This is a genomic window from Dietzia sp. Die43, from assembly GCF_024519835.1.
In the GTDB taxonomy this organism is placed as follows: domain Bacteria; phylum Actinomycetota; class Actinomycetes; order Mycobacteriales; family Mycobacteriaceae; genus Dietzia; species Dietzia kunjamensis.
In genome coordinates, this window is sequence record NZ_JALJRF010000011.1 from 110,367 (window position 1) to 132,936 (window position 22,570).

19 protein-coding genes are annotated in these 22,570 nt (G+C 73.6%); 13 read left to right on the forward strand and 6 right to left on the reverse strand.

All coding sequences use genetic code 11. The features are described from left to right. Positions 1–6 precede the first annotated feature (6 nt). From map to rplQ, 8 genes are all read left to right on the forward strand, one after another. On the forward strand, positions 7–810 hold the full coding sequence (map, locus tag NR111_RS11060) for a type I methionyl aminopeptidase (RefSeq protein WP_206474889.1): 804 nt from the start codon (positions 7–9) through the stop codon (positions 808–810). 119 nt (positions 811–929) lie between these two features. After that, a complete protein-coding gene (locus NR111_RS11065) occupies positions 930–2,210 on the forward strand; it encodes a lipase family protein (RefSeq protein ID WP_206474890.1) in 1,281 nt (426 codons plus the stop codon). 171 nt (positions 2,211–2,381) lie between these two features. Further along, complete coding sequence (gene infA / locus NR111_RS11070) at positions 2,382–2,603, forward strand: translation initiation factor IF-1 (RefSeq protein WP_005140011.1); 222 nt, start codon at positions 2,382–2,384, stop codon at positions 2,601–2,603. A gap of 166 nt (positions 2,604–2,769) precedes the next feature. Beyond that, on the forward strand, positions 2,770–3,138 hold the full coding sequence (rpsM, locus tag NR111_RS11075; protein WP_067716635.1) for a 30S ribosomal protein S13: 369 nt from the start codon (positions 2,770–2,772) through the stop codon (positions 3,136–3,138). Beyond that, positions 3,138–3,545 carry a 30S ribosomal protein S11 gene (gene rpsK, locus NR111_RS11080; RefSeq protein WP_067716633.1) on the forward strand — a complete coding sequence of 136 codons (408 nt, stop codon included), beginning with the start codon at positions 3,138–3,140 and terminating at the stop codon, positions 3,543–3,545. The genes rpsM and rpsK overlap by 1 nt, the downstream gene beginning before the upstream one ends. 22 nt (positions 3,546–3,567) lie before the next feature. Continuing rightward, a complete protein-coding gene (gene rpsD / locus NR111_RS11085) occupies positions 3,568–4,173 on the forward strand; it encodes a 30S ribosomal protein S4 (RefSeq protein WP_067716630.1) in 606 nt (201 codons plus the stop codon). Between the two features lie 106 nt (positions 4,174–4,279). Continuing rightward, positions 4,280–5,314 carry a DNA-directed RNA polymerase subunit alpha gene (locus NR111_RS11090; RefSeq protein ID WP_067716627.1) on the forward strand — a complete coding sequence of 345 codons (1,035 nt, stop codon included), beginning with the start codon at positions 4,280–4,282 and terminating at the stop codon, positions 5,312–5,314. 34 nt (positions 5,315–5,348) lie between these two features. Further along, positions 5,349–5,945 (forward strand): 50S ribosomal protein L17, encoded by a 597-nt coding sequence (rplQ, locus tag NR111_RS11095; RefSeq protein WP_067716624.1) that lies wholly within the window; start codon positions 5,349–5,351, stop codon positions 5,943–5,945. Positions 5,946–6,069: 124 nt separating this feature from the next. Here the strand turns inward: rplQ and NR111_RS11100 are convergent, their stop codons facing one another. Next, a complete protein-coding gene (locus NR111_RS11100) occupies positions 6,070–7,014 on the reverse strand; it encodes an SGNH/GDSL hydrolase family protein (protein WP_256820789.1) in 945 nt (314 codons plus the stop codon). Between the two features lie 77 nt (positions 7,015–7,091). Between NR111_RS11100 and truA the strand changes: the two genes are divergently transcribed. Then, positions 7,092–8,030, forward strand: a complete 939-nt coding sequence (truA, locus tag NR111_RS11105; protein ID WP_256820790.1) for a tRNA pseudouridine(38-40) synthase TruA — start codon at positions 7,092–7,094, stop codon at positions 8,028–8,030. Here the strand turns inward: truA and NR111_RS11110 are convergent. Continuing rightward, complete coding sequence (locus NR111_RS11110) at positions 8,027–8,746, reverse strand: CPBP family intramembrane glutamic endopeptidase (protein WP_240341253.1); 720 nt, start codon at positions 8,744–8,746, stop codon at positions 8,027–8,029. The genes truA and NR111_RS11110 overlap by 4 nt on opposite strands. After that, positions 8,743–9,903: an NAD(P)H-binding protein gene (locus NR111_RS11115; RefSeq protein WP_256820791.1), complete on the reverse strand. Its 1,161-nt coding sequence runs from the start codon at positions 9,901–9,903 to the stop codon at positions 8,743–8,745. Before NR111_RS11115 ends, NR111_RS11110 begins: the two co-directional genes overlap by 4 nt. A 164-nt stretch (positions 9,904–10,067) precedes the next feature. On the opposite strand from NR111_RS11115, the gene NR111_RS11120 reads away from it, so the two are divergent. Then, the gene (locus NR111_RS11120; protein WP_256820792.1) at positions 10,068–11,153 is read left to right on the forward strand and encodes a DUF695 domain-containing protein; all 1,086 of its coding nucleotides are present in this window, start codon (positions 10,068–10,070) and stop codon (positions 11,151–11,153) included. On the opposite strand, the gene NR111_RS11125 is transcribed toward NR111_RS11120, so the two are convergent. Beyond that, on the reverse strand, positions 11,107–12,771 hold the full coding sequence (locus NR111_RS11125; protein ID WP_256820793.1) for a type VII secretion protein EccE: 1,665 nt from the start codon (positions 12,769–12,771) through the stop codon (positions 11,107–11,109). The two genes, NR111_RS11120 and NR111_RS11125, sit on opposite strands and share 47 nt — an antisense overlap. Positions 12,772–12,919: 148 nt before the next feature. Here NR111_RS11125 and eccB point away from each other — a divergent pair, with 148 nt between their 5' ends. Then, positions 12,920–14,362 carry a type VII secretion protein EccB gene (gene eccB, locus NR111_RS11130; RefSeq protein WP_256820794.1) on the forward strand — a complete coding sequence of 481 codons (1,443 nt, stop codon included), beginning with the start codon at positions 12,920–12,922 and terminating at the stop codon, positions 14,360–14,362. A 10-nt stretch (positions 14,363–14,372) separates the two neighbouring features. On the opposite strand, the gene mycP is transcribed toward eccB, so the two are convergent. Then, positions 14,373–15,806 carry a type VII secretion-associated serine protease mycosin gene (gene mycP, locus NR111_RS11135; protein ID WP_256820795.1) on the reverse strand — a complete coding sequence of 478 codons (1,434 nt, stop codon included), beginning with the start codon at positions 15,804–15,806 and terminating at the stop codon, positions 14,373–14,375. Further along, positions 15,803–17,320, reverse strand: a complete 1,518-nt coding sequence (gene eccD / locus NR111_RS11140) for a type VII secretion integral membrane protein EccD (RefSeq protein WP_256820796.1) — start codon at positions 17,318–17,320, stop codon at positions 15,803–15,805. Before eccD ends, mycP begins: the two co-directional genes overlap by 4 nt. 187 nt (positions 17,321–17,507) lie before the next feature. Here eccD and eccCa point away from each other — a divergent pair, with 187 nt between their 5' ends. After that, positions 17,508–21,587 carry a type VII secretion protein EccCa gene (gene eccCa / locus NR111_RS11145; protein WP_256820797.1) on the forward strand — a complete coding sequence of 1,360 codons (4,080 nt, stop codon included), beginning with the start codon at positions 17,508–17,510 and terminating at the stop codon, positions 21,585–21,587. Then, positions 21,584–22,405, forward strand: a complete 822-nt coding sequence (locus NR111_RS11150) for a hypothetical protein (protein ID WP_067716604.1) — start codon at positions 21,584–21,586, stop codon at positions 22,403–22,405. The genes eccCa and NR111_RS11150 overlap by 4 nt, the downstream gene beginning before the upstream one ends. Positions 22,406–22,570: the final 165 nt, after the last annotated feature.

Here is a 22,570-nt window from a genome sequence, read left to right on the forward strand (position 1 = left end):
CCCGCCGTGTTCGGACGGTCCCGCAAGGGCGTGGTCACCGCGCGTACCCCGGGTGAGTTGGACGCCATGGAGGCGGCCGGTCGTATCGTCGGACGGGCGTTGATCGCCGCCCGCGAGGCCGCTGTCCCGGGTGCCACCACCGGTGACCTCGACGAGGTCGTCGAGCAACTGATCCGGGACGCCGGGGCCGTGCCCTCCTTCAAGGGGTACGAGGGGTTCCCGGGATCGATCTGCTCCTCGGTCAACGACGTCGTGGTGCACGGGATCCCCGGGCCCGACACCGTCCTGGGGGACGGGGACCTCGTCTCCATCGACTGCGGCGCCATCCTCGACGGGTGGCACGGGGACTCCGCGTGGTCATTCGGGGTGGGGACTCTCGCCCCGGAGGTCGCGACCCTCAACGACGCCACGCGGGAGGTCCTCGAGGAGGGCATCCTGGCGATGCTGCCCGGGAACAAGCTCACCGACGTCTCGCACGCTCTCGAGGTGGCGACGCGGAGGGCGGAGGAGCGTCACGGCGTCAGCCTGGGCATCGTCGACGGTTTCGGGGGCCACGGGATCGGCCGCGAGATGCACGAATGGCCATTCCTCGCCAACGAGGGCAAGCCCGGACGCGGCCCCCGGCTGCAGGAGGGTTCGGTCCTGGCGGTCGAGCCGATGCTCGTGCTGGGCGGTGAGACCGACACCCGGACCCTGTCCGATGACTGGACGGTCGTCACCGTCGACGGGTCGCCGGCGGCGCACTGGGAACACACGGTCGCCGTGACGGCGGACGGCCCCCGGATCCTCACACCCCGCCCGCGCAGCTGAGGACGCACCGCGACCGGGGTCGCCACTCCGGGGGATCGGAGCGGGTCGACCGCTGACGGTCGCCCACACCGGGTTACAGTGTGTGCCGGTAGTGAACATATGCTTCGAAAGGTCCCGGCATGCTCGCTGAGCAGGAGTCCGTCGCGCGTCGATCAGTCGTACGGGGAGCCGTCGCGCTGGTCGTGACGCTCGCTGTCGCCCTCGTCCACATCTCGGGCCCGGGCGTCGCCCCCTCCACCGCCCAGTCGGTGATGGAGGGGGGCGCGGGGTCGATCGAGGCGGATCCCCAGCCGGGACCGTTCTACCACGCGGATCCGCAACACCTCGCGGACGCCCCTCTCGGTGAGGTGATCAACTCCCGGGACGTGACCATGCCGGCGTTCCTCGGATACCGGGTCACCGAGATCGCCTACCGGTCGACCGACTCCCGCGATCGGCCGCTACTGGCCACCGCGACGGTCGTCCGGCCGCACCACGCCCGCCCCGACGGTCCGGTGTTGAGCTACCAGCACTACCTCAATGCGCTCGGACAGCGATGCGCGCCCACCGAGACCCTCGTCCACCCGACGCTGGAGACCGTGCAGGACAACGCGATGGTCTTCCTGCGGACGCGTCTGGACCAGGGATGGACGATCATCATCCCGGACCACCTCGGTCCGAAGGTCGCCTATCCCGGCGGTCAGTTGTCGGGCCGGATCGTGTTGGACGGGATGCGTGCGGTGCGGGACGACCCCCGCTTCGATTCCAGGCACAGCCGGTTCGGCGCCCTCGGCTACTCCGGGGGCGGCATCGCGAGCGCGTGGGTGTCGCTCCTGCACGACGACTACGCCCCGGACGTGAATCTGGTCGGGGTGGCGCAGGGCGGTGTCCCGACCGACATGACCACGATGGCGCGGATGGTCGGCAACTGGCCGCACCCGGCGTTCGGCCTGGCGTTCGCCGCGGCTGTCGGCATGGCGCGGGAGTACCCGGAGGCGATCCGGCTCGAGGAGAAGCTCACGCCGGACGGGTGGGCGCTCTACAGCCAGCTGAAGGGGCGCTGCACCGCGACCCTGTTGACGGTCGGGGCGTTCCGGTCCGTCCCGATGGTCCTCCGGGGAGGCGACCTCCTGGCAGAGGAGGGGCTGATGCGGGCGTTCGCGGAGAACAGCATCCGTCAGAGCCCGGACGTGCCCCGGGTCCCGGTGTTCATGTGGCATTCCGGGACCGACCCGCTCGTGCCGTTCTGGGACGCGGAGGAGACCGCCAAGCGGTACTGCCGAGAGGGCGCGCCGCTGACGTGGGAGCCGGGACTCGCGCCGGAGCACCTCATGGGCGCGGTGGAGAAACTGCCCGCGGCGATGAACTGGCTCCAGCAGCGCTTCGACGGGGTGCCCGCGGGGCGGGCCTGCTACGTCTGACCGTCGGTCACCGGGACCGCCGAGGGGACGCCGAGCGGGCGGCGAGGGCCCTGTCGGTGCCCGATTGGCGCAGATCCATCACCTGACGTAGGCTTATACGTCGGTGTGCCCACCAGTGCACCGACAATCCGGTAGACGTCACCCGGGGAATCGTGGAGGACCGTAACCAGCATGGCAAAGAAAGACGGAGCCATCGAGGTCGAGGGCCGTGTCGTTGAGCCGTTGCCGAACGCAATGTTCCGCATCGAACTCGAGAACGGGCACAAGGTCCTCGCACACATCAGTGGGAAGATGCGGCAGCACTACATCCGCATCCTCCCCGAGGACCGCGTGGTCGTGGAGCTCTCGCCCTACGACCTGACCCGCGGCCGGATCGTCTACCGGTACAAGTAAGACGCTCAACTCCCCGCACCAGCCGCCGAGCCCCACAGGGGCCGGCGGGATCACACCCTCGGAAGCGGAGGCCGGGGCCCCGGACGGTTGCTCATCGTGAGATGACCATCCGACAACGGGGACGGTCGGGGAGCAGACCTACCGCACGACGAAAGAGAAACGCCACATGGCACGTCTAGCCGGCGTTGATCTCCCGCGCGACAAGCGCATGGAGATCGCGCTCACCTACATTTTCGGCATCGGTCGCACCCGGTCGCTGGAGATCCTGGGGCGTACGGGCATCAGCCCGGATCTGCGCACCAAGGACCTCACCGACGAGCAGTTGACCGTCCTTCGTGACGACATCGAGGGCAACTACAAGGTAGAGGGTGACCTCCGCCGCGAGGTCCAGGGCGACATCCGCCGGAAGATCGAGATCGGTAGCTACCAGGGCCTGCGCCACCGCCGTGGCCTGCCGGTCCGTGGACAGCGCACCAAGACCAACGCCCGTACCCGTAAGGGTCCGAAGAAGACCGTCGCCGGAAAGAAGAAGTAATGCCCCCCAAGTCACGCGCTGCGGGCCCCAAGAAGACGGGCCGTCGCAAGGAAAAGAAGAACGTGCCCCTGGGCCAGGCCCACATCAAGAGCACGTTCAACAACACGATCGTCTCGATCACCGACCCGTCCGGTGGCGTCCTCGCATGGGCGTCCTCCGGCCACGTCGGCTTCAAGGGCTCGCGCAAGTCGACGCCCTTCGCCGCCCAGCTCGCCGCCGAGAACGCGGCCCGCAAGGCGCAGGAGCACGGCGTCAAGAAGGTCGACGTGTTCGTCAAGGGCCCCGGCTCGGGACGTGAGACCGCGATCCGCTCGCTCCAGGCCGCCGGCCTCGAGGTGGGCACGATCTCCGATGTCACCCCCCAGCCCCACAACGGCTGTCGTCCGCCCAAGCGGCGTCGAGTCTGAGCCGGAAGGAACGCACTAAATCATGGCACGTTACACCGGCCCCGTCACCCGCAAGTCCCGCCGTCTGGGCGTGGACCTCGTGGGTGGAGACACCGCATTCGAGCGTCGGCCCTTCCCGCCCGGTCACCACGGCCGCGCGCGGATCAAGGAGTCCGAGTACCGCACCCAGCTGCAGGAGAAGCAGAAGGCCCGCTTCACCTACGGCGTGATGGAGAAGCAGTTCCGTCGTTACTACGAGGAGGCGAACCGCCGCGCCGGCAAGACCGGTGAGAACCTCCTGCAGATCCTCGAGTCGCGACTGGACAACGTCGTGTACCGCGCGGGTCTCGCGCGGACGCGTCGCCAGGCCCGTCAGCTCGTGGCCCACGGTCACTTCCTGGTCAACGACCAGAAGGTCACCATCCCGAGCTACCGGGTCTCGCAGTACGACATCGTCGACGTCCGTCCCAAGTCCACCAAGATGGACTGGTTCGAGATCGCCCAGGAGACCCTCGGCGAGCGTCCCGTCCCGGCGTGGCTGCAGGTCGTCCCGACGACCCTGCGGGTCCTCGTCCACCAGCTCCCCGAGCGCGCGCAGATCGATGTGCCGCTGCAGGAGCAGTTGATCGTCGAGCTCTACTCGAAGTGATCTGTCCCCCCTCGTCGCCGGGCGGGCCGCACACCGCGGCCCGCCCGGCGACGGTGGGTTCCCACGGCGTCAAATAGCGGGCGTCGAGAATCGAAAGAGGTAGCACATGCTCATCTCCCAGCGGCCCACCCTCACCGAGGAGGTCGTCTCCGAGAACCGCTCGCGGTTCGTGCTCGAGCCCCTCGAGCCCGGTTTCGGCTACACCATCGGCAACTCGCTGCGGCGCACGCTGCTGTCGTCCATCCCGGGCGCGGCCGTGACCAGCATCCGCATCGAGGGCGTCCTGCACGAGTTCACCACCGTGCCGGGCGTGAAGGAGGATGTCACCGACATCATCCTCAACCTCAAGGGCCTGGTCGTCTCGTCCGTCGAGGACGAGCCGGTCACCATGTACCTCAAGAAGCAGGGTCCGGGAGCCGTCACCGCCGGTGACATCGTCCCGCCGTCCGGCGTCGAGGTGCACAACCCGGACCTGCACATCGCCACCCTCAACGAGAAGGGTCGGCTGGAGATCGAGCTGGTCGTCGAGCGTGGCCGCGGCTACGTTCCCGCCGGGCTCAACAAGGACGCGGGCCACGAGATCGGCCGGATCCCGGTCGACTCGATCTACTCGCCCGTGCTCAAGGTGACCTACAAGGTCGAGGCCACCCGTGTGCACCAGCGCACCGACTTCGACCGTCTGGTCCTGGACGTCGAGACCAAGAACTCGATGACCGCCCGGGACGCCCTGGCGTCCGCCGGCAAGACCCTCGTCGAGCTCTTCGGCCTCGCCCGTGAGCTCAACGACGAGGCGGAGGGCATCGAGATCGGGCCGAGCCCGGCCGAGGCCGACCACATCGCCGCCTACGGTATGCCGATCGACGACCTGGACCTGTCGGTCCGGTCCTACAACTGCCTCAAGCGCGAGGGCGTCCACACCGTGGGCGAGCTCGTGGCCCGCAGTGAGTCGGACCTGCTCGACATCCGGAACTTCGGACAGAAGTCGATCGACGAGGTCAAGGTCAAGCTCGTGGAGCTCGGCCTGTCCCTCAAGGACGCGCCCCCCGGATTCGATCCCGCCTCGGTCGCCGGCTACGACGCCGAGACCGGCACGTGGACCGACGAGGGCGGCGAGGATTACGCCGAGACCGAGCAGCTCTGACGAGCGCCCGGAACACCATTCCTAGGAGAATCTGATGCCCAAGCCCAAGAAGGGCGCCCGCCTCGGCGGATCCGCCGCCCACCAGCGGCTCATCCTCTCGAACCTGGCCACCCAGCTGTTCGAGCACGACGCGATCCGCACCACGGAGACCAAGGCGAAGCTGCTGCGCCCCTACGCGGAGAAGCTCATCACCAAGGCGCGTCGTGGCACGCTGGCCGACCGTCGTGAGGCCGCCAAGGTCATCCGCGACAAGGACGTCCTGCACAAGCTGTTCGCCGAGATCGGCCCCCGGGTCGCGAACCGCGACGGTGGCTACACCCGGATCGTCAAGCTCGAGAACCGCAAGGGCGACAACGCGCCCATGGCGATGATCGCGCTCGTCACCGAGGAGCTCGCCTCCGCCGAGGCCTCGCGCGCCACCCGCGCCGCGGCGTCCAAGGCGGCCACCGCGCCGGCCGCGGCCCCCGCGGAGTCCACCGACGACGTCACGGCCGAGGCCGAGGCCAACAGCCCGATCGCCGATCAGGTCGAGGCCGCCGACGACGCACAGGTCGACGCCGCGGAAGAGACCGCCGAGGCCGTGTCCGAGGACACCACGCACGCCGAGGGCGAGGACGCCGACAAGGCCTGATCGCCAGCATCGGATCACGCCGTCAGGGCCCCGCCACCGCATCACGCGGTGGCGGGGCCCTTGTCGTCGTCGACCGGGACGACGACAGCCGCGCGGGCGGGCCCCGGCCGTGCGCGCCCGGTGGTCAGAGGACCTCGGCGACCGCGCCCGCCATCGCCCGCTGACCCTCGGCGGTGGGGTGCATCGGATGCGAGCCGGTCTCCGCACCGGTGAAGTCGGTGTACCGCTCGTCCGCCGGGGCGCAGGCGTGGCGTTCCCCGGCGTCGTCGGGGACGACGATCTCGGCGCCGGCCCGGACGGCCGCGTCGGTCACCGCGCTGTTGACCCGGTCGGTGACGTCCCGCGTCCAGGTGACGTCGCCGGGGCTGACGCGTTCGGTGAAGTCGCAGCCGCCGTCCGGCGGCACGAGTGGCATGTACGCGGTCACCACGACGCGGGCCGCGGGGGACCGCTCCCGGATCCCGGCGTGGACCGCGTCGAGACGGGCCCCGAGCCCCTCGAGTGACGACGAGACCCCCGCGGACAACCGTTCGCGGCAGGGGGCCTCGTCTGTAGCCCTGGGCGTCTGCACCACGCACCCGGCGATCGCGCCGAACCCGATGTCGTTGCCGCCGATGGAGAGCGTCACGAGGTCGGTGTCGGCGGTGAGGGCGTCGAACTGCGGTGGTGTCTGCGCGATCTGGGGCGCCGTCATGTCCACGGTCCTCGCGCCGCCACACGTGACGTCCACGAACTCGTCGGCGTCCAGCTGCCCGGCGAGCACCGACGGGTAGTTGAGCGACGATCGCAGGCACCCCGCCGGCCCGCTCGTGGGGGCGTTGGTCGGGCCCAGGGCGGCGAACGAGTCGCCCAGCGCCACGTATCGCCCGATCGCCGGCCCGGCCTCGCTGGTGGTGTCGGTATTGGTGGTGTCGGTTCTGGTGGTGTCGGTGGTGCCGGTGGCGGCGGCACCGGCCGCGGCGGGCGGGGCCTCGTCGTCGTCGCCGGGCGCACACGAGGCGAGGGCGAGGGCGACGGCCGCACCGACGGCGAGAAGCGCGGCGCGGTGGGGGGACGAGGACATGGACATGGTCCCCATCGTGCCGGAACGGCCCGCGGCGGGCGGTGTGGCGGGCGCGCACGGGCGTGGTCTAGCGTCTGTAGGCCGTGAGCACCCGCCGGATCCGCCTGGACGTCGCCTACGACGGCACCGACTTCTCCGGCTGGGCGCGCCAGCCCGGACTGAGGACCGTGTGCGGGGTGCTCGAAGCCGAACTCGCGAAGATCCTGCGCAATCCCGTCGTCCTCACGGTCGCCGGTCGCACCGACGCCGGGGTGCATGCGCGCGCGCAGGTGTGCCATCTCGACGTGGACCCGCAGTGGTTGGACCAGCGCTCGCTGGAGGGACGCCCGGAGGCGCTCGTGCGTCGACTCGCGCGGCTGCTACCGGCGGACATCGCGGTGATGGACGCCCGGTGGACCCCGGAGGAGTTCGACGCCCGGTTCTCCGCGCTGCGCCGGCACTACGAGTACCGCCTCACCACGGCGCCGTGGGGGCCCGAGCCGACCCGCGCCCGCGACACCGCCGCCTGGCAGCGCGGTGCCGACCTCGACGCGGTCCGCGACGCGTCCGAACGGCTGCTGGGGCTACACGACTTCGCCGCGTTCTGCCGTCGCCGGGAGGGCGCCACCACCATCCGTGAGCTGCAACGCTTCGACTGGCGTGCCGAGCCGGACCCGCGCGGCGAGCACGCGCCGGGGGCCGCCGAGGTGTGGACGGCGTCGGTGAGCGCGGACGCGTTCTGCTGGTCGATGGTGCGCAGCCTCGTGGGCGCCGTGATGGCGGTGGGGGAGGGCCGGCGCAGCCCCGACTGGATCAGCGGGCTGCTCACCGAGACCGAGCGGTCGTCCGCGGTTCCGGTCGCGCCGGCGTGCGGACTGGCCCTGGTGGGGGTGGACTACCCGGCCGACTCCGACCTGGCGGCGCGCAACCTCGTCACCCGCGAGGTGCGGCCGGGGCCGGGCGGGGCGGCGGGCACCGATGACGGAGGCGGGCCGGGCGCGGCGTCCGGGACGGGGTCCGGCGCGGGCTGCTGTGGGGATTAGACCGGCGCCGCGTCGAGGATCGGGCCCAGGGCGAACAGCATGACCATCGACCACGCCACGTGGGTGATCGCCGGGCCCAGCACTCCGCCGGTGGCCCGCCGCTGGACGGCGGTGACCAGGCCCAGGATGACGGCCGCGAGCACGAGGAGTGGGATCCCGGCGGTGGCCGTGACGGTCGCGTAGATCACCGTAGTCGTGAGGATCGGCCGCAGGTTGGCGACGGCCGAGTAGACCGCACCGCGGTGGAAGCACTCCTCGGCGACGCCGTTGACCGCGGTGAGGAGTGCCACCAGGACGAGGTTGCCCACCGTGGCGTGGTCGAGAAGGGCGTCGACGGGGTCGCGCAGCGGCTCGATCCTCGCCACCACGAGCCCGCCGAGGCAGAACACCACGGCGAGCGCGGCGGCGGTGAGCACCGACGACAGGACGGGCCGGCGGGGCCGGTACGGTTCGCAGCCCACCCGGATCGGCCCGGAGGCGAACGCCCCGCCGAGCCACACCGCGGCCAGCAGTGCGGTGGCGGGGTAGAACATGGCGTCGCCGGCGGGTATCCGTAGCGCCCACGCGTTCACCGCCGCGCCGACGACGAGGGTGACGACGACGACGAGGACACGCCTCCGGCCCGGCCGCGAGGGCGCGGTGTCCATCTCGCCCGATCGCAGCGCCCGCAGGTACCGGTGGGTGGGCGAGGCGGGCGCCTCTCGCTGGTCGCTCATCGCCCGCCGCGCACACGCCCGATGGTGGGCGGGCGGACCCCGGCCCAGTCGGCGTCCGAGGGCAGCAGGCGCGCGGGATCGTCCAGCGGGTCGGCCCCGTCCCACAGTGGCGGGCGAGCCGGGCCGTGGGGGACCCGCAGGGCCTCGCGCAGCGCATCCCGGTAGCTGGTCCGTCCGCCGGGCGGGGGTCCGAGCACCTCGTCGGCGTCGTCCACCAGCACCACGGCCTCGCAGCGCAGCGATTCCACCAGGGGCTTGGCCAGGCCGGGCTCGAGCGGGGTGACCAGTCCCATCCACAGGGAGGACAGCTTGGGCGTGAGGACGGGGACCGGGACCATGAGGCGGCGGCGCAGGCCGGCCTCCTCGGCGTAGATCTGCATCATCTGGCCGTACGTCAGCACGTCCGGGCCGCCCACGTCGATGGCCCGTCCGCGGGCGAGGTCGCCCTCCAGGGGCACCGTGGTGGCCGCGGCGAGGTAGTGCACCACGTCGCGCACGGCGATGGGTTGGATCCGGTTGCTGACCCACTTGGGCGTGACCATCCCCGGCAGGCGGGTGGTGAGGTGGCGGATCATCTCGAACGAGGCGGAGCCCGACCCGATCACGACACCGGCCTGGATCACGAGCGCGGGAACGGTGGACTCCAGCATGATCCGGGCGACGTCGGCTCGGGAGCGCAGGTGCGGGGAGAGGTCCGTCTCGTCCTCCGGGTGGAGGCCGGACAGGTGGACGATGCGCTCGATGCCCGCCTCCTCGGCGGCCCGGACGAACGCCTCGGTGGTCTCGCGCTCCTCCCGCTCGAAGTCCTTGGAGTCACCCATCGAGTGCACGAGGTGACAGGCGACGTCGACGTCGCGCAGGGCGGAGCGCAGCGCGTCGGCGTCCCCGAGGCCGCCGGAGTGGATGGTCACCTCGTCGCGCCACGGCACGTCGTCGAGGCGCTTCGGCGTCCGGGCCAGCACCGACACCTCGGCGCCGTCGGCCAGCAGCCGGGGGACGAGACGCGACCCGATGTAGCCGGTCGCGCCGATCACGAGCACCCGCGGGCCGCTCCGGCCGTCGTGGCCGGGGCGGGGCTGCGGGCCGGGCCGCCGCGTCGGCTCCGTGCCCTCGGGCGTACCGGAGGAGAGCCGGGCCAGATCATGTGGGGTGGTCATACCCACGACACTGCCAGCGTGGGCGCGCAGGCGCACCCGCTTCAGGCCCCGGGAGTGCCCGCTCGGCACCCGGCGGGTGTGTCGGCGCGGGCACGATCGTCGGGTTATCCGGATACTGGGGTGGAGACATGTTCACGAGGACCGCGGTGACGGGAGGAGAACAGATGGCGATTCGAGCGGCGCGACCCCGGCAGCTCTCGCGGTCGCTGGACTTCTCCGGCGTCCGTGTCGAGACGGCCCGGCTGCGGTCGGACCGGGCCGTGACCACCTTCTGGCGATGGTGGGCCGAGGGCGGCAGGCGCCGCGCGACGGCAGCGCTCGACTCGGGTGACGCCCGCCGGGTGGTTCCGGAGATCACCTCGCTCATCGAGGCCATCGACCCGCGACTGTCGTGGGAGTTCGTCCCGGCTCGTGAGGGCGGACCGCACCGCCTCACCGTCACCGCGGCCGGGGTCCCCGAGCTGCGTGGTGCCGCGCGCCGGTGGCTGGCGGCGGCGCCCGAGGCTGATGAGACGTGGTCGTTCGCCGACCTGCGCGAGCCCGTGCGGGGCTGCGCGATGTACTTCCGGGACCACCGGCTGGATTTCGACCAGGCGGAGGTGGTGGTGGACCTGGGCCTGTCCCGCGCCGACGTCACCGTGCACCACCCGGCGTTCACCGGGCTGTCCGGCGCGGACCTGGGGATCGCCGCATACCTGCTGCTGGACGCGCTGTGCGGGGAGGAGCAGGTGGAGACCTGGGTCGGACTGATCCGGGCCAACGCCACCGCGCCCGGCATCGAGGCGGTCCCGCTCTGGGAACTCCCGGAGATCCTCTGCGAGCTCGCGGCGGACAACACCGATGAGCTGGGCGACCCGGCGTGGCAGATCCTCCACGGGGAGACGGGCCGCGGGCCGCTCGTGGCCGTGGTCCGGGTCCCGCTGGTCGCGCTGTCAGCACCGGAGTTCGACCGCCACGTCGCCGTCCACGTCCCGTATACGGATGTAGAGGACGGCGGGTTGCCCGGGTCCCTGTCCCTGCCGGGCCTACGGGACCTGGAGGACCACCTGGTGGAGCGCCTCGAGGGCAACGGGGAATGCGTGGGGGCGGAGAGCTGCGACGGGCGTCGCCTCCTGCACTTCTACGTGGACTCCACGACCCCCGCGCACGAGCAGCTTCGGGTGGCCGCGTCCGGGTGGGATCAGGGCGAGGTGACGGTCACCGTCACCGATGACCCGGGGTGGCGGAAGGTGCAGCACCTGAGGGTGTGAGACCGTCCGTCGCGAGACCGTCCGGTGACGCGAGCGGCCCGACGAACGGGTCCTCGCCCGGCCCAGCCACGACCGAGACGCGGCGGGGTTCGCCGGCCCGTGGTTCCACGGAGATCCACCCGTCGATCCGGCCGTCCAGGACGAGGTCGGGTGGCGCGGCGATCGAGGACAGGCGGCTGGTGCCGCGCAGCTCCCAGTCGGCGTCCACCCGGATGACGGTGGGCGGGGTGACATCCGGGCCGCCCGGCCCGGCGAGCGCGTCGATCCTGCCCTCCGTCAGCGGGCCGTCGACGTCCCACATCACGGCGTCGACAGGGGCACCCACGTCGGAGGAATCGGGGTCGACGATCCGGTAGCGGGTCTCGTCTCCGATCGCGGTCAGCGGACGCCACCGGTCGGGGACATCGGTCACCACGGCCACCCGGTACCCGGCCGCGACCGCGCGGAACGCGACCTGCCGGCAGACGGCGGGCCGGGCGGCGAGCAGCACCGACCGCAGGTGGGGGCCGGCGAGCTGGAGGGCGGCCGCGGCGCCGGTGCGGGTCGCGCCGAGGATCTGGCCGCAGCCGTGGGCGGGCGGGGCGAGGTCGGCGAGATCGTCGACCGCCCGCCGGGCGAGAGATCCGGCGATCGCATCGGGCAGGGTCTCGCCGGGTACGGGCGACACCCGCCCCGACGGGAGCGGGTGGCAGGCGGCGGTGGCGGTCGGCGGGATCGCACCCGCCACCTCCCGCTCCGACACCCCGGCCAGGCCCACCGTGGTGACGATGTCCACCACGTCGTCGCGCCCCTCCACCCGTCGCAACCGGATGACCTCGGTGAGGCGGGCCGCCCGGACGGCGGTGAGCGCGTCGATCACGGCCCGCGGGTCCGCCGACGGCCGGACCACCAGCCCCGTCCCGGGCCCCGGGTCGGCCTCGGCGTCGAGGTAGACCTCGGCGAGCTCGGCGGCGTCGAGGACGCGGCACGGCACGCCGTGGTGGACCAGTGCGCGCCGCAGCCGCTCCGTGGCCGCCGCGACAACCTGCTCCAGCGAGCCGCCCGCCCCCGCGGCCGACGGGGCAGAGCCCGCCCCCGTCGCCAGCCGGGACAGGTCGAACCGCACCAGGAGGTGCACGCGCCGGTGCGACATCAGAGCCAGCGGCCCGACCAGGGAGTCGTAGACCTCGCCGTCGTCGCCGTCCGCCGCACGCCGACCGTCGACCACCACGTCGATCCCCTCCAGGACCACCCCACCCTGGTCGAGTTGTCGCGCCACGACTGCCAGGGGCAGTCGGACGCCGCGGTGGTCGGCCGGGTCGTCGCGCCCCACCTCGGTGGCCACGAGCTCGCCGGCCGAGATCTCGACGGCCGTGGTGACGACCCGGTCACCCTCGACGCACCCGACGGTCGATCGGTCGGGGGCGACGAGGTCCACCACGTCCACGGACCGCCGCCGCGGGGCCCGGTCCCGTGCCACCAGTGGTCGCCCGCCCCGCCGCGTGGTGATCACGGCGGCCACCAGCGCGGCCACGAGGAACTGCACCCATGGTTGCCAGGACGGCGGACACACCGCGGTGAGCACGAGTGTCGCGAGGAGGACGGCCGACAGTCCCGCGAGGGTCGGAACCGCCGTCATATCCCCACCCCTCCGCGACGCCCGCGACACCCCGGCCGCGCCCGGTCGGCGGCCTCGGAAGACCGGCCACGGGGGCCGGATCGTGGCGTACCCTACCCCCGGTGCCCCCGGTCGCGGTGGTGTCACATCGGGGGAGGGAGCCGGGGCCGTGCCGCTCAAGCCGACGACCAGGGCGCAGGTGGACGGACACCGTTTCCTCACCCGCCGGGCCCGGCACGCCGTGGTCGCCCGCGATGTCCGGATGCTGCACGACCCCCTCAAACGCCAGACCACCGGACTGACGGTGGGTGTGGTCGGCGCTCTGGTCGGGGTCGCCGGGGCCGCGGTGCTGGCGCTGCTCGACCCCGCCCCGGACGTCGACGCCACGACGATCATGGTGGGGCGGGACTCCGGGCAGATGTACGTCCGCGCCGGCGAGATCGTCCACCCCGTCCACAACCTCGCGTCGGCGCGGCTCGTTCTGGGTGAGCCCGCGGAGCCCCGCACCGTGCGCGACGTCGACGTCGCGGGCACGCCGCGGGGCGGGCTGCTCGGCATCCCCGGGGCACCGTCCGCGTTGCCGGCCCACCGCGACGCCGGTGCCGCGGCCGCCGTGTCGTGGACGGTGTGTGACGAGGTGGCCGACGCCGAGCGCGGACGCCCGCGCGTCACGGCCACGAGCATCGTCGCCCGCGAGGAGGCTGGGCCGGGCCGGGACACGGGCGCCGACGAGGTCGTGTTGGCCGAGCAGGACGGGACGGGGTGGCTGTTGCGCGACGGCACCCGCGCGCGGATCGATCTGGAGGACGGCGACCTGCTGTCGATCCTCGGCCTGGCCGGGGTCGACCCGCGCCCGGTCACGGCGGCGCTGGTGGATCCACTACCCGAGGTCGACCCGGTGCGCCGACCGGTGATCGACATGGCCGGTGAGCCGGTGGACTACGGGCTGGACGGGCTCCGGATCGGGCAGGTGTTCACCGTCGACACGGCCACTGGCACGCGCACCCACGTGGCACTGGCGGACGGGGTGCAGGAGGTGGGGCCCGTGCTGGCGGACGTCATCCGGTCGACGTCGACGGTCGGGTCGGTCGTCCGGGTGCCGCCGGACCGGATGGGCGTGCCGAGGTCGGTCGCACTGGACACCGAGGCGTTCCCGGGCCGGCGACCGTCGGTGCTGGACACCGCCGGCTCGCCGGTGCTGTGCGTCCGCGATGCGGGCAGGAGGGACTCGGCCACGCGTCTCGTCACGCTCGTGGTGGGGGCGCCCGCCCCGGGCCCGGGCGAGGTGCGGGAGGTGGCCGGGGCCGACGGGGGCGGGCCCGCAGTGGACGCGGTGGGAATCCCGGGGGGTGGGCTGCTGGTGGCGGCGACGGGTCGCGGCACGACCACGCGCAGTGCCGTGACGACCATCGTCTCCGATACCGGCGTGAGGTTCGACGTGCCCGACGCCCCGACCGCCGCGATGCTGGGACTGGGCGGGACACCGGTACCGGTGGACGGGGGTGTCCTCGACCGGCTCCCGGCCGGGCCGCGCCTGGACCGCGGGTCGGCGCTGGTCGCCCGCGACGGTGCCGACGCGGAGGTCGTGGGACAGGCCACCGCGGCCGGGTGACCCGCGGGGGTCAGGCCCGGGTGTCCCGGTCGTCGCGGGGCCGGAGGAGGAGGACGACGACGAGGGCGATCGTTCCCAGAGCGAGAGAACCCGCCGCCACGGCCGCGCCGACGCCGGCACCCGGTGGGCCCGGCTCGGCCGGGGGTGCGGCGATCGCGGTGGTCGCGGGCGCGGGGCGTCCGATCCTGCGGACCCCCGTCACCGCCGCCACGGGGTCGACCACTCCGTGCCCCACCGCGAAGTCGTGCCCGCCGGCGGCGGGGATCGCGGTGTGCTCGATCCGCGCGATCACCTGGCGTGCCGTGAGCCCGGGGTGGGCCTGCCGGACCAACGCGGCGGTGCCGGCGACGAACGGCGCAGCGAAGCTGGTCCCGGTGACGGGCGTGCGCGAACCGTCCCCGGCCACCACGAAGTCGGACACCCCGGCCCCGTCCGCACCGACGGACCGCAGGCCCACTGCCGGCGCGGCGACGTCCACCCACGGGCCGCGCAGGGAGAAGTCGGCGGGGGCGCCGTCGGCGTCGACGCCGGCGACGGTGAGGACGTGCTCGTCGTACCAGGCGGGGGAGGCGACGGTGACCACGTCGTCCCAGCCGTCGTCGCCCGGAACCGAGGGGTCGGCGGCACCGGGGTTCTGGTCCCCGCACGCGTCGCCGACGTTGCCGGCGGCGGCGACCAGCACCACGTCGTGGTCCACGGCGGCATAGCGGATCGCGCCGCCGAGGGTCGCGTCGGCGAGAACGGTGCCGGCCGGTACGCACGCCACCTCGGAGATGTTGATGACGTCCGCGCCCGCATCGACGGCGGCCCGGATCGCGCGTGCCAGGGAGGACAACGTGCCGACCCCGGCACCGACGGTCGGGCCGTCCGGTCCGCGGCTCCGGTCACGGGCCTCGGGGCGCAGAACGCTGCTGGACTGGCGGATGGAGACGATCTCGACCCCGGGCGCGACCCCGGAGTGTCCGGTCTCGTCCTCGGTGGCGGCGAGCACTCCCGCCACCAGGGTGCCGTGTGCGTCGCAGTCCTCGGTGCCGTCGCGACCGGGGACCACGTCGCCGGCGCCCCGCACCCGGGGCAGGCGTGGACCGGGGTTGACGCCGGTGTCGATCACGGCCACGACCTGCCCCTCGCCGCGGCCGTGGATCCAGGCCCCGCCCAGCTCGGCCGCCGTGGCGGACGGGGGCGAGAACCCGGGATCGAGGACGGCCGCGGTGGTCCGGCAGGGGCCGTCCAGGCGCAGGGGGCCGGCGTCGAGCCCGGTGGCCGCCGGGACCGGCCCATCGATCGCCGGGCGCTCCAGTGCGGCCGCGACGGGCGCCCCGGAGAGCTGCCCGGAGAGGACGGCGACCAGCAGTACGGCGGCGGCCCCGGGCGCGGCTGCACTGTGCGCGGCGCGGGACCCGGGCCCGCCCCCGCTCGTGTCGGAGGTGCGTCGGATCCTCATCGCTGCCGGACGAGCGAGTAGACCTCCATCGCGCCCACGGCGAGGGGGACGACCACGCAGATCCCGATCGCCTCGATCACGCCCACGGCCCGCAGGGCGGCGGGCGAGAGGTCGACGTGGGGCACCACCGAGGCGGCCACCACGGCGGCCGCCGCCACCGCGACGGCCGCCGGCACCACCACGCCCACCGGGGACGCGACGGTGATCCCGGCGCCCACCAGTACCCCGGCGGTGAGGACGAGCGCGGAGGCGAGCAGCACGGCGGTGTGTACGCGGTCCGCGTAGCCGAGGCCGCGCAGCACCAGGACGACGATGAGGACCAACGCGAGCGGTGCCGCCCAACGGGTCGCGCCGGCGTCCCCGGTCAGGGACGTGAGCGACCCGATGGTGCTGACCGCCCCCGCCGCCGCCAGCAGACCGGTGAGCCACGAGCGCGAGGTGTGGAACCGGTGCCGCAGCACGTCCGGGGTCGGCAGGGGCCCACCGGCCCGGCCGCGGACGTCGTGGTCGATCTCCTCGAGGTCCCCGGCCTCCACGTCCTCGCCCGGGGCGGGCACGGGCGGGATGGGGATACGGGCGGCCCAGACCGCGACCCGCGGCGCGGCGGTGAGCAGGACGAGCGCGAGGAGGACGGCCCCGGCTCCGGCCGCCGAGGCCGGGACGCGGGTCGTGGCCACCACCGTCGAGCCGACCGCCCCGGCAGCCAGCGAGAGGGCCGCGGCCAGGTAGCCGGCGGCCGAGGCGTACGCGTGCGGCCCCGGCCGGTACACAGTCCACCGGAGGACGCCCGCGAGCACCGCCCCGGCGGTCAGTCCGCCCACGAGGTGGCCGGCGCCGACGGGCGGCCCGCCCACGGTGGCGCCGGCCAGCACGGTGAACCCGACCGCGCACGCGCCGGCGACGGCGTGGGCCGCGCCGGGCGCCGGGGTGCGGCGCAGAGCCAGAACGGCCGCCAGGCCGATCAGGGCGAGGATGAGCGCGACGAGGGGGACCGCGGGCCCGCCTCCGGTCGCCCATTGGCGCACCAGCGCCACCGTGGCCGCAGCGGCCGCCACCGCCGCCGCCGCGGTCGCGGTGGTGACCGCGTCGCGCCGGTCCCAGGTGGGGGAGCGAGCCACGTCCGGTTCGGTGAGACCCTGCAGGACGTCGTCGAAGAGCGGCGCCGGCGTCGGGACGGGGCGGTGGTCGAGGACGAGGATCTCCCCGTCGTGCACCCGCTGCTGCGCGAGCGTCTCCGAGACCGCGAGGGGCCCGCCGGCGAGTCGGGAGAGCTGCCAGGACCCGCCGGTGTCGCCGCCCATCCGGGCGTCGACATCGACGCCGGAGGCCGGACCGGCGATCGCGCGGATGTGCTCCCGGATCAGGTCCACGACCTCCGGGATCACCGCGACCAACTCGAGGTGGGCGGGCAGACTCAGGTCCACCCGGGTGGAACGGCACACGATCGACACCCGACGCTGGTCCAGGGGTTCGACGCCCGCCGCGACCTCCCGGATCCCACTGCGTTGCGACACTCCAGATCCTCCCGATCCCGCCCGGATGGTGCCCCCGTCAGGACGTGTACTGCCCTAACATCGCCATCCGATACGCCGGTATTGTCGGGTCGGACGGGCGCTCGTGGGGACGTCATCTCCCGGCGGCGGGGTCACACCCGGCGGGAGCGAAGGGATCGATCACTGGTGACGTGCACGGGTGACGTTCATGGGTGATGTCGTGTTCGCCCGCGCGGAGAAGCTCGACGCTCCGCCGATGCCCGGCGGGGAGCTGTCGCTCCAGGCGCCGCCCGCGCTGCCCCGGCCCACGCCCCGGCCCCTCGTCCAGATCATCCTGCCGATCGTGCTGGTGGTGGCCGTGGGAGGCATGGTCGTGGTGATGATGCGCACCGGCATGATGCGCAATCCCATGTTCATGCTCTTCCCGGTGATGATGGCGGTCTCCGCCGTCGGCATGCTCGCGGGGACGCTGAGCGGCGGTAACAAGACCGCCGAGACCGACGAACTGCGCAAGGACTACCTGCGCTATCTCGGCCAGACCCGCGACACCGTGCGCGCGACCGCGTCCGCCCAGCGCGCCGCCGCCCTGTGGCGTCACCCGGATCCGGTGGAGCTGCCCGCGTTGGTGGGCACGCCCCGGATGTGGGAACGCGACGAGTCGGATCCCGAGGACCTCACCATCCGGGTGGGCCCGGGCCGTCAGGCACTGGCGACCCGGCTGGACGCACCCGACACCGGACCGGTCGACGACCTGGAGCCGGTCTCGGTGGTGAGCATGCGCCGCTTCGTCCGCGTGCACTCGGTGGTCGACGACCTGCCCGTGGCGCTGGAGCTGCGCGCGTTCGCCGCGCTGTCGCTCGACGGTGAGGTGGAGGTGGTGCGTTCCGCGGTACGCGCGATGATCGCCGGGCTCGTCGTTGCCCACGGGCCCGACAGGGTCCGGGTCGCGGTGGCCGCGAGCGAGGGCGACGCCCGTCAGGCCTGGGAGTGGCTCAAATGGCTCCCGCACCACGAACACCCCGACTACACCGATGGCGGCGGTCGAGTCCGGCTCACCGAGTTCTCTCTCGCCGGGGTGGAGTCGATGCTGGGAACGGGCATCTCCGACCGTTCGGCGTTCTCACCGACTGCCCCGGTCGTGCCGGGACGGGCGCACCTCGTCGTCGTCGTCGACGGTGTGGGCGTCACCGGCGCGGAACGTCTCCTGGCGGAGGACGGCCTGGACGGGGTCACGGTGCTGGAGGTCTCCGGCAGCCGCGCGGGGCAACTGCGCGACCTCGCGCTGCGCCGCGGCCTGTGCGTCCGGGTCGACGACGACCGAGTGGCCCGCGTGCGCACCGAGGCCGGGGACGAGGACATCGCCCGGGTCGACGCGATGAGCCCGCCGGAGGCCGAGCGGTTGGCCATGGCCCTATCCCGGTACCGACCCGCCGACACGGTGACCCACGCCGACGGCTCCACCACGACCCGCCGCGCGCCCGGGCTTCCGGACCTGCTGGGCATCGGCGTGGCCACCCAGGTCGATCCCGCGGTGGCGTGGCGGCGGCGCGGCGAGCGCGACCGGCTGCGCGTGCCGGTGGGGGTCAGCCCGGACGGTGCCCCCGTCGAGTTGGACCTCAAGGAGGCCGCGCACGGCGGCATGGGACCGCACGGTCTGTGCATCGGCGCGACGGGTTCGGGGAAGTCCGAGTTCCTGCGCACCCTCGTGCTGGGCCTGGTCGCCACCCACGACCCGGACTCGCTCAACCTCGTCCTGGTGGACTTCAAGGGCGGTGCCACGTTCCTCGGGCTGGAGTCGCTGGCGCACGTCGCCGCCGTCATCACCAACCTCCAGGCCGAGATCACCATGGTCGACCGGATGCGCGACGCGCTCGAGGGCGAGCTCACCCGCCGCCAGGAGGTGCTGCGTGCCGCGGGCAACTACGGAGGTGTCGGCCAGTACGAGGCCGCCCGTGCCAAGGGAGCCCCGCTCGAACCGCTCCCGGCGTTGGTGATCGTGGTCGATGAGTTCTCGGAACTCCTGTCGTCCAAGCCCGAGTTCGCGGAGTTGTTCCTCACCATCGGTCGCCTGGGCCGCAGCCTGCACATCCACCTGCTGCTCGCGTCGCAGCGGCTCGAGGAGGGGCGGCTGCGCGGGCTGGACAGCCACCTGTCCTACCGGATCGCACTCAAGACGTTCTCCGCCACCGAGTCGCGCACGGTTCTCGGGGTCACCGATGCCTACCACCTGCCCGCCACCCCGGGCGCCGGGTATCTCAAGGTGGATGCCGGCGACCCGGTGCGCTTCGACGCCGCCTACGTCTCCGGGCCGTACCGGCAGGACCGCCGGCTCGACGGGTCGTCGGTGGCCGCACCGGTCGCCCGCGCGGCGGTCCGCCCGTTCACGTCCTGGTACATGCCCGTGCCCGCCCCGCCTCCGGTGACGTCCGGGGTCGACGACGACGAGGTGCGCCCGTCCTCCGGCGCCGCGGACGAGGGGCCCGCCGACGAGTCCGCGAGCCTGCTCGAGGTCCTGGTGGGGCGACTCGCCGGGCACGGCAGGCCCGCGCACGAGGTGTGGCTGGCGCCGCTCGGGGAGGGGGCGCCGCTCGACGCCGCGGTGGGGACCGAACCGACGGACGAGCGCTCCGGGGCCGGAACCGAGGGCGCCGGCGAGACCCCGACGGCCGGTCGGCCGGCCCGCCTGAGGTTCCCGCTGGCGGAGGTGGACCTGCCGTTCGAACAGCGCCGCGCCATCTGGCACGCGGACCTGTCCGGGGCGGACGGCAACGTCGCCGTGGTGGGCGGGACCCGCTCCGGCAAGTCGACCACGCTGTGCACGCTCGTGCTGTCCGCGGCGGCCACGAACGATCCCGGCCGCCTGTCGGTGTACGTCGTGGACCTGGGTGGCGGGGCGCTGCAGTCGGTCGCGGACCTGCCCCACGTCGGCGGGGTCGCCCGTCGTGGTGAGGACGAGAAGATCCGCCGCACGATCGCCGAGGTGGACGCCGAGCGCCGTCGCCGCGAGACCGCGTTCCGCGAGGACGGCGTGGCCTCCGTCGACCAGGCGCGGCGCCGGGTGGTCGACCGGGACGGCCGCCCTGTGGCGGAGTACCCCGACGTGCTCCTGGTGATCGACGGCTGGCAGGCCCTGCGCACCGAGTTCGAGGATCTCGAGCAGACCGTGCTGGGGCTGGCCGCGGACGGGCTGTCCTACGGGATCCACGTGGTGCTGTCCGCGTCCAGGTGGGCGGACCTCCGACCGGCGTTGCGTGACGCCCTCGGCACCCGGGTCGAACTGCGACTGGGGGATCCCACCGACTCGATGATCGATCGGCGGGCCGCGATGACCGTGCCCGCCGCCCCGGGCCGCGGGCTCACGCCGGACCGTCACCACATGCTCGTCCACCAGCCCCGCCTCGACGGGCGGGTCGACGCGGACGGCATGGCCGACGCGACCGCCGAGGCGTCCCGCCATCTCGCGCGCAGGTGGCGGGCGCGGGTGGGCGACGTCGCCGCGGCGCCGGTCCGGATGCTGCCGGAGGTGCTCCCGTACTCGCAGCTGGCGAGTCTGTCGCGCCCCGGCCCGGACGGACGCCGCACCCGGGTCCCGCTCGGGGTGGACGAGGCCGACCTCACGGCGGTCTACGCCGACCTCGAGGGCGACCCGCTGATGCTGGTACTCGGTGACTCCGAATGCGGCAAGACCTCGCTGCTGCGCTCGCTGGCTCGCGGACTGGTAGCCGGAAACGGCCCCGAGCACGCCAGACTCATCGTGGTCGACTACCGACGCACCATGCTCGGCGAGATCAAGGGAGACCACCTCGCGGGGTACGCGCCCACCGAGACCGCCCTGGCCCCGATGGTCGAGCACCTCGTCCGCGTCCTCGACGAGCGCATGCCGGGCGCCGACGTCACCCCGGAGGAACTGCGGGCGCGGTCGTGGTGGAGCGGCCCGCGGATCCACCTGCTCGTCGACGACCTCGATCTGGTCATCACCGGCGGGGGCAACCCGCTGCAACCGCTCACCCGGTTCCTGCCCCACGCCCGCGACATCGGTCTGACGGTGGTCCTGGCACGGCGCAGCGCCGGGGCGTCGCGGGCGATGTTCGACCCGTTCGTCGCCCGCATCCGGGATCTCGGCGGGGCCGGGTTCCTCATGTCCGGCAGTCGGGAGGAGGGCCCACTGCTCGGCGGTATCCGGCCGGGGCCGCTGCCGGCGGGCCGGGGCCGACTCATCACCCGCGACGGCGGCGTCCGGCTGGTGCAGACCGCCCTGTCCGAGCCGGGACAGGGCGGCGAGGTGTGACCGACACGCGGGCGGCGACCCTGGCCGTCGACCTGTCCTGCTCGGGGCTGACGGTGGCGGCGGCGTCCGCCTCCGCGGTGCTGTCCCCGGTGGTCGCTCCGGCATCGGTGCTCGCCGGGTTGGACGGCTCGGCGCTCCCGCCGGGGGGCGATCGCCTCGAGTGCTCCGCCCGCGTGGAGGTCGCCGCCGGCCGCTTCCCGGACCGCTGCCTGGCCGATCCGGTCGCGCACGCCCACCGTGACCGCGTCGAGGTCGCGGGCCTGTCGGTCCCGGTCTCAGAACTCCTCGGTGCCCCCGTGACCCGGGCACTGCGGTGGGGAGGGGCCCGCGAGGGCGACGCCGTGGTGCTGGTCGTACCCACCGACTGGGGGACCAGCCGCACCACGCGGCTCGTCGGCGCCGCCCACGGCGCGGGGGTCACCGCCCACGTGGTCAGGTCCGCGCTGGTCACCGCCGAGGCCCTGCCGTCGTCCTCCGCACGGTGGGCGCTCTGTGTGGAGTCCTGCCACACGCGGACCACCGTGGGACTCGTCGAGCGGACCCGTGGCGGCCTCGTACTCGTCGACCGGGCCGTGGTGCACCGGCGGGACCCCTGTCGCGACACCGCGGTCGACGATGAGGTGCCGCGGGTCCTCGACGCCGTCGCCGAGGTGCGCCGTCGCCGGCGTGAGGCGGGCACCGGGTCGACCGAGGTGCTGGTGCGCGGTCGCCTCGCCGAGCGCGTCGTGGACGCCTGCGACCGGGCCCGACTGCTGTCCTTCGTGGTCCCCGCGATCTCACCGGTCGAGGCGGCGTGGCGCCTGTACGCGACCGCGTGACCGGGTCGCGTGATCGGACCGCGTGATCGGTCCGCGCGGGCGGCCCGGACACGAGCGAGGCGGACGAGATTTTCCCGATCCTGCGGAACCGAACCGCCCCGCGGGCGCGTCGAACACTGTGACGGACCCAGAAGGGGATTCCGCACCGACCACAGTGGAGGACGA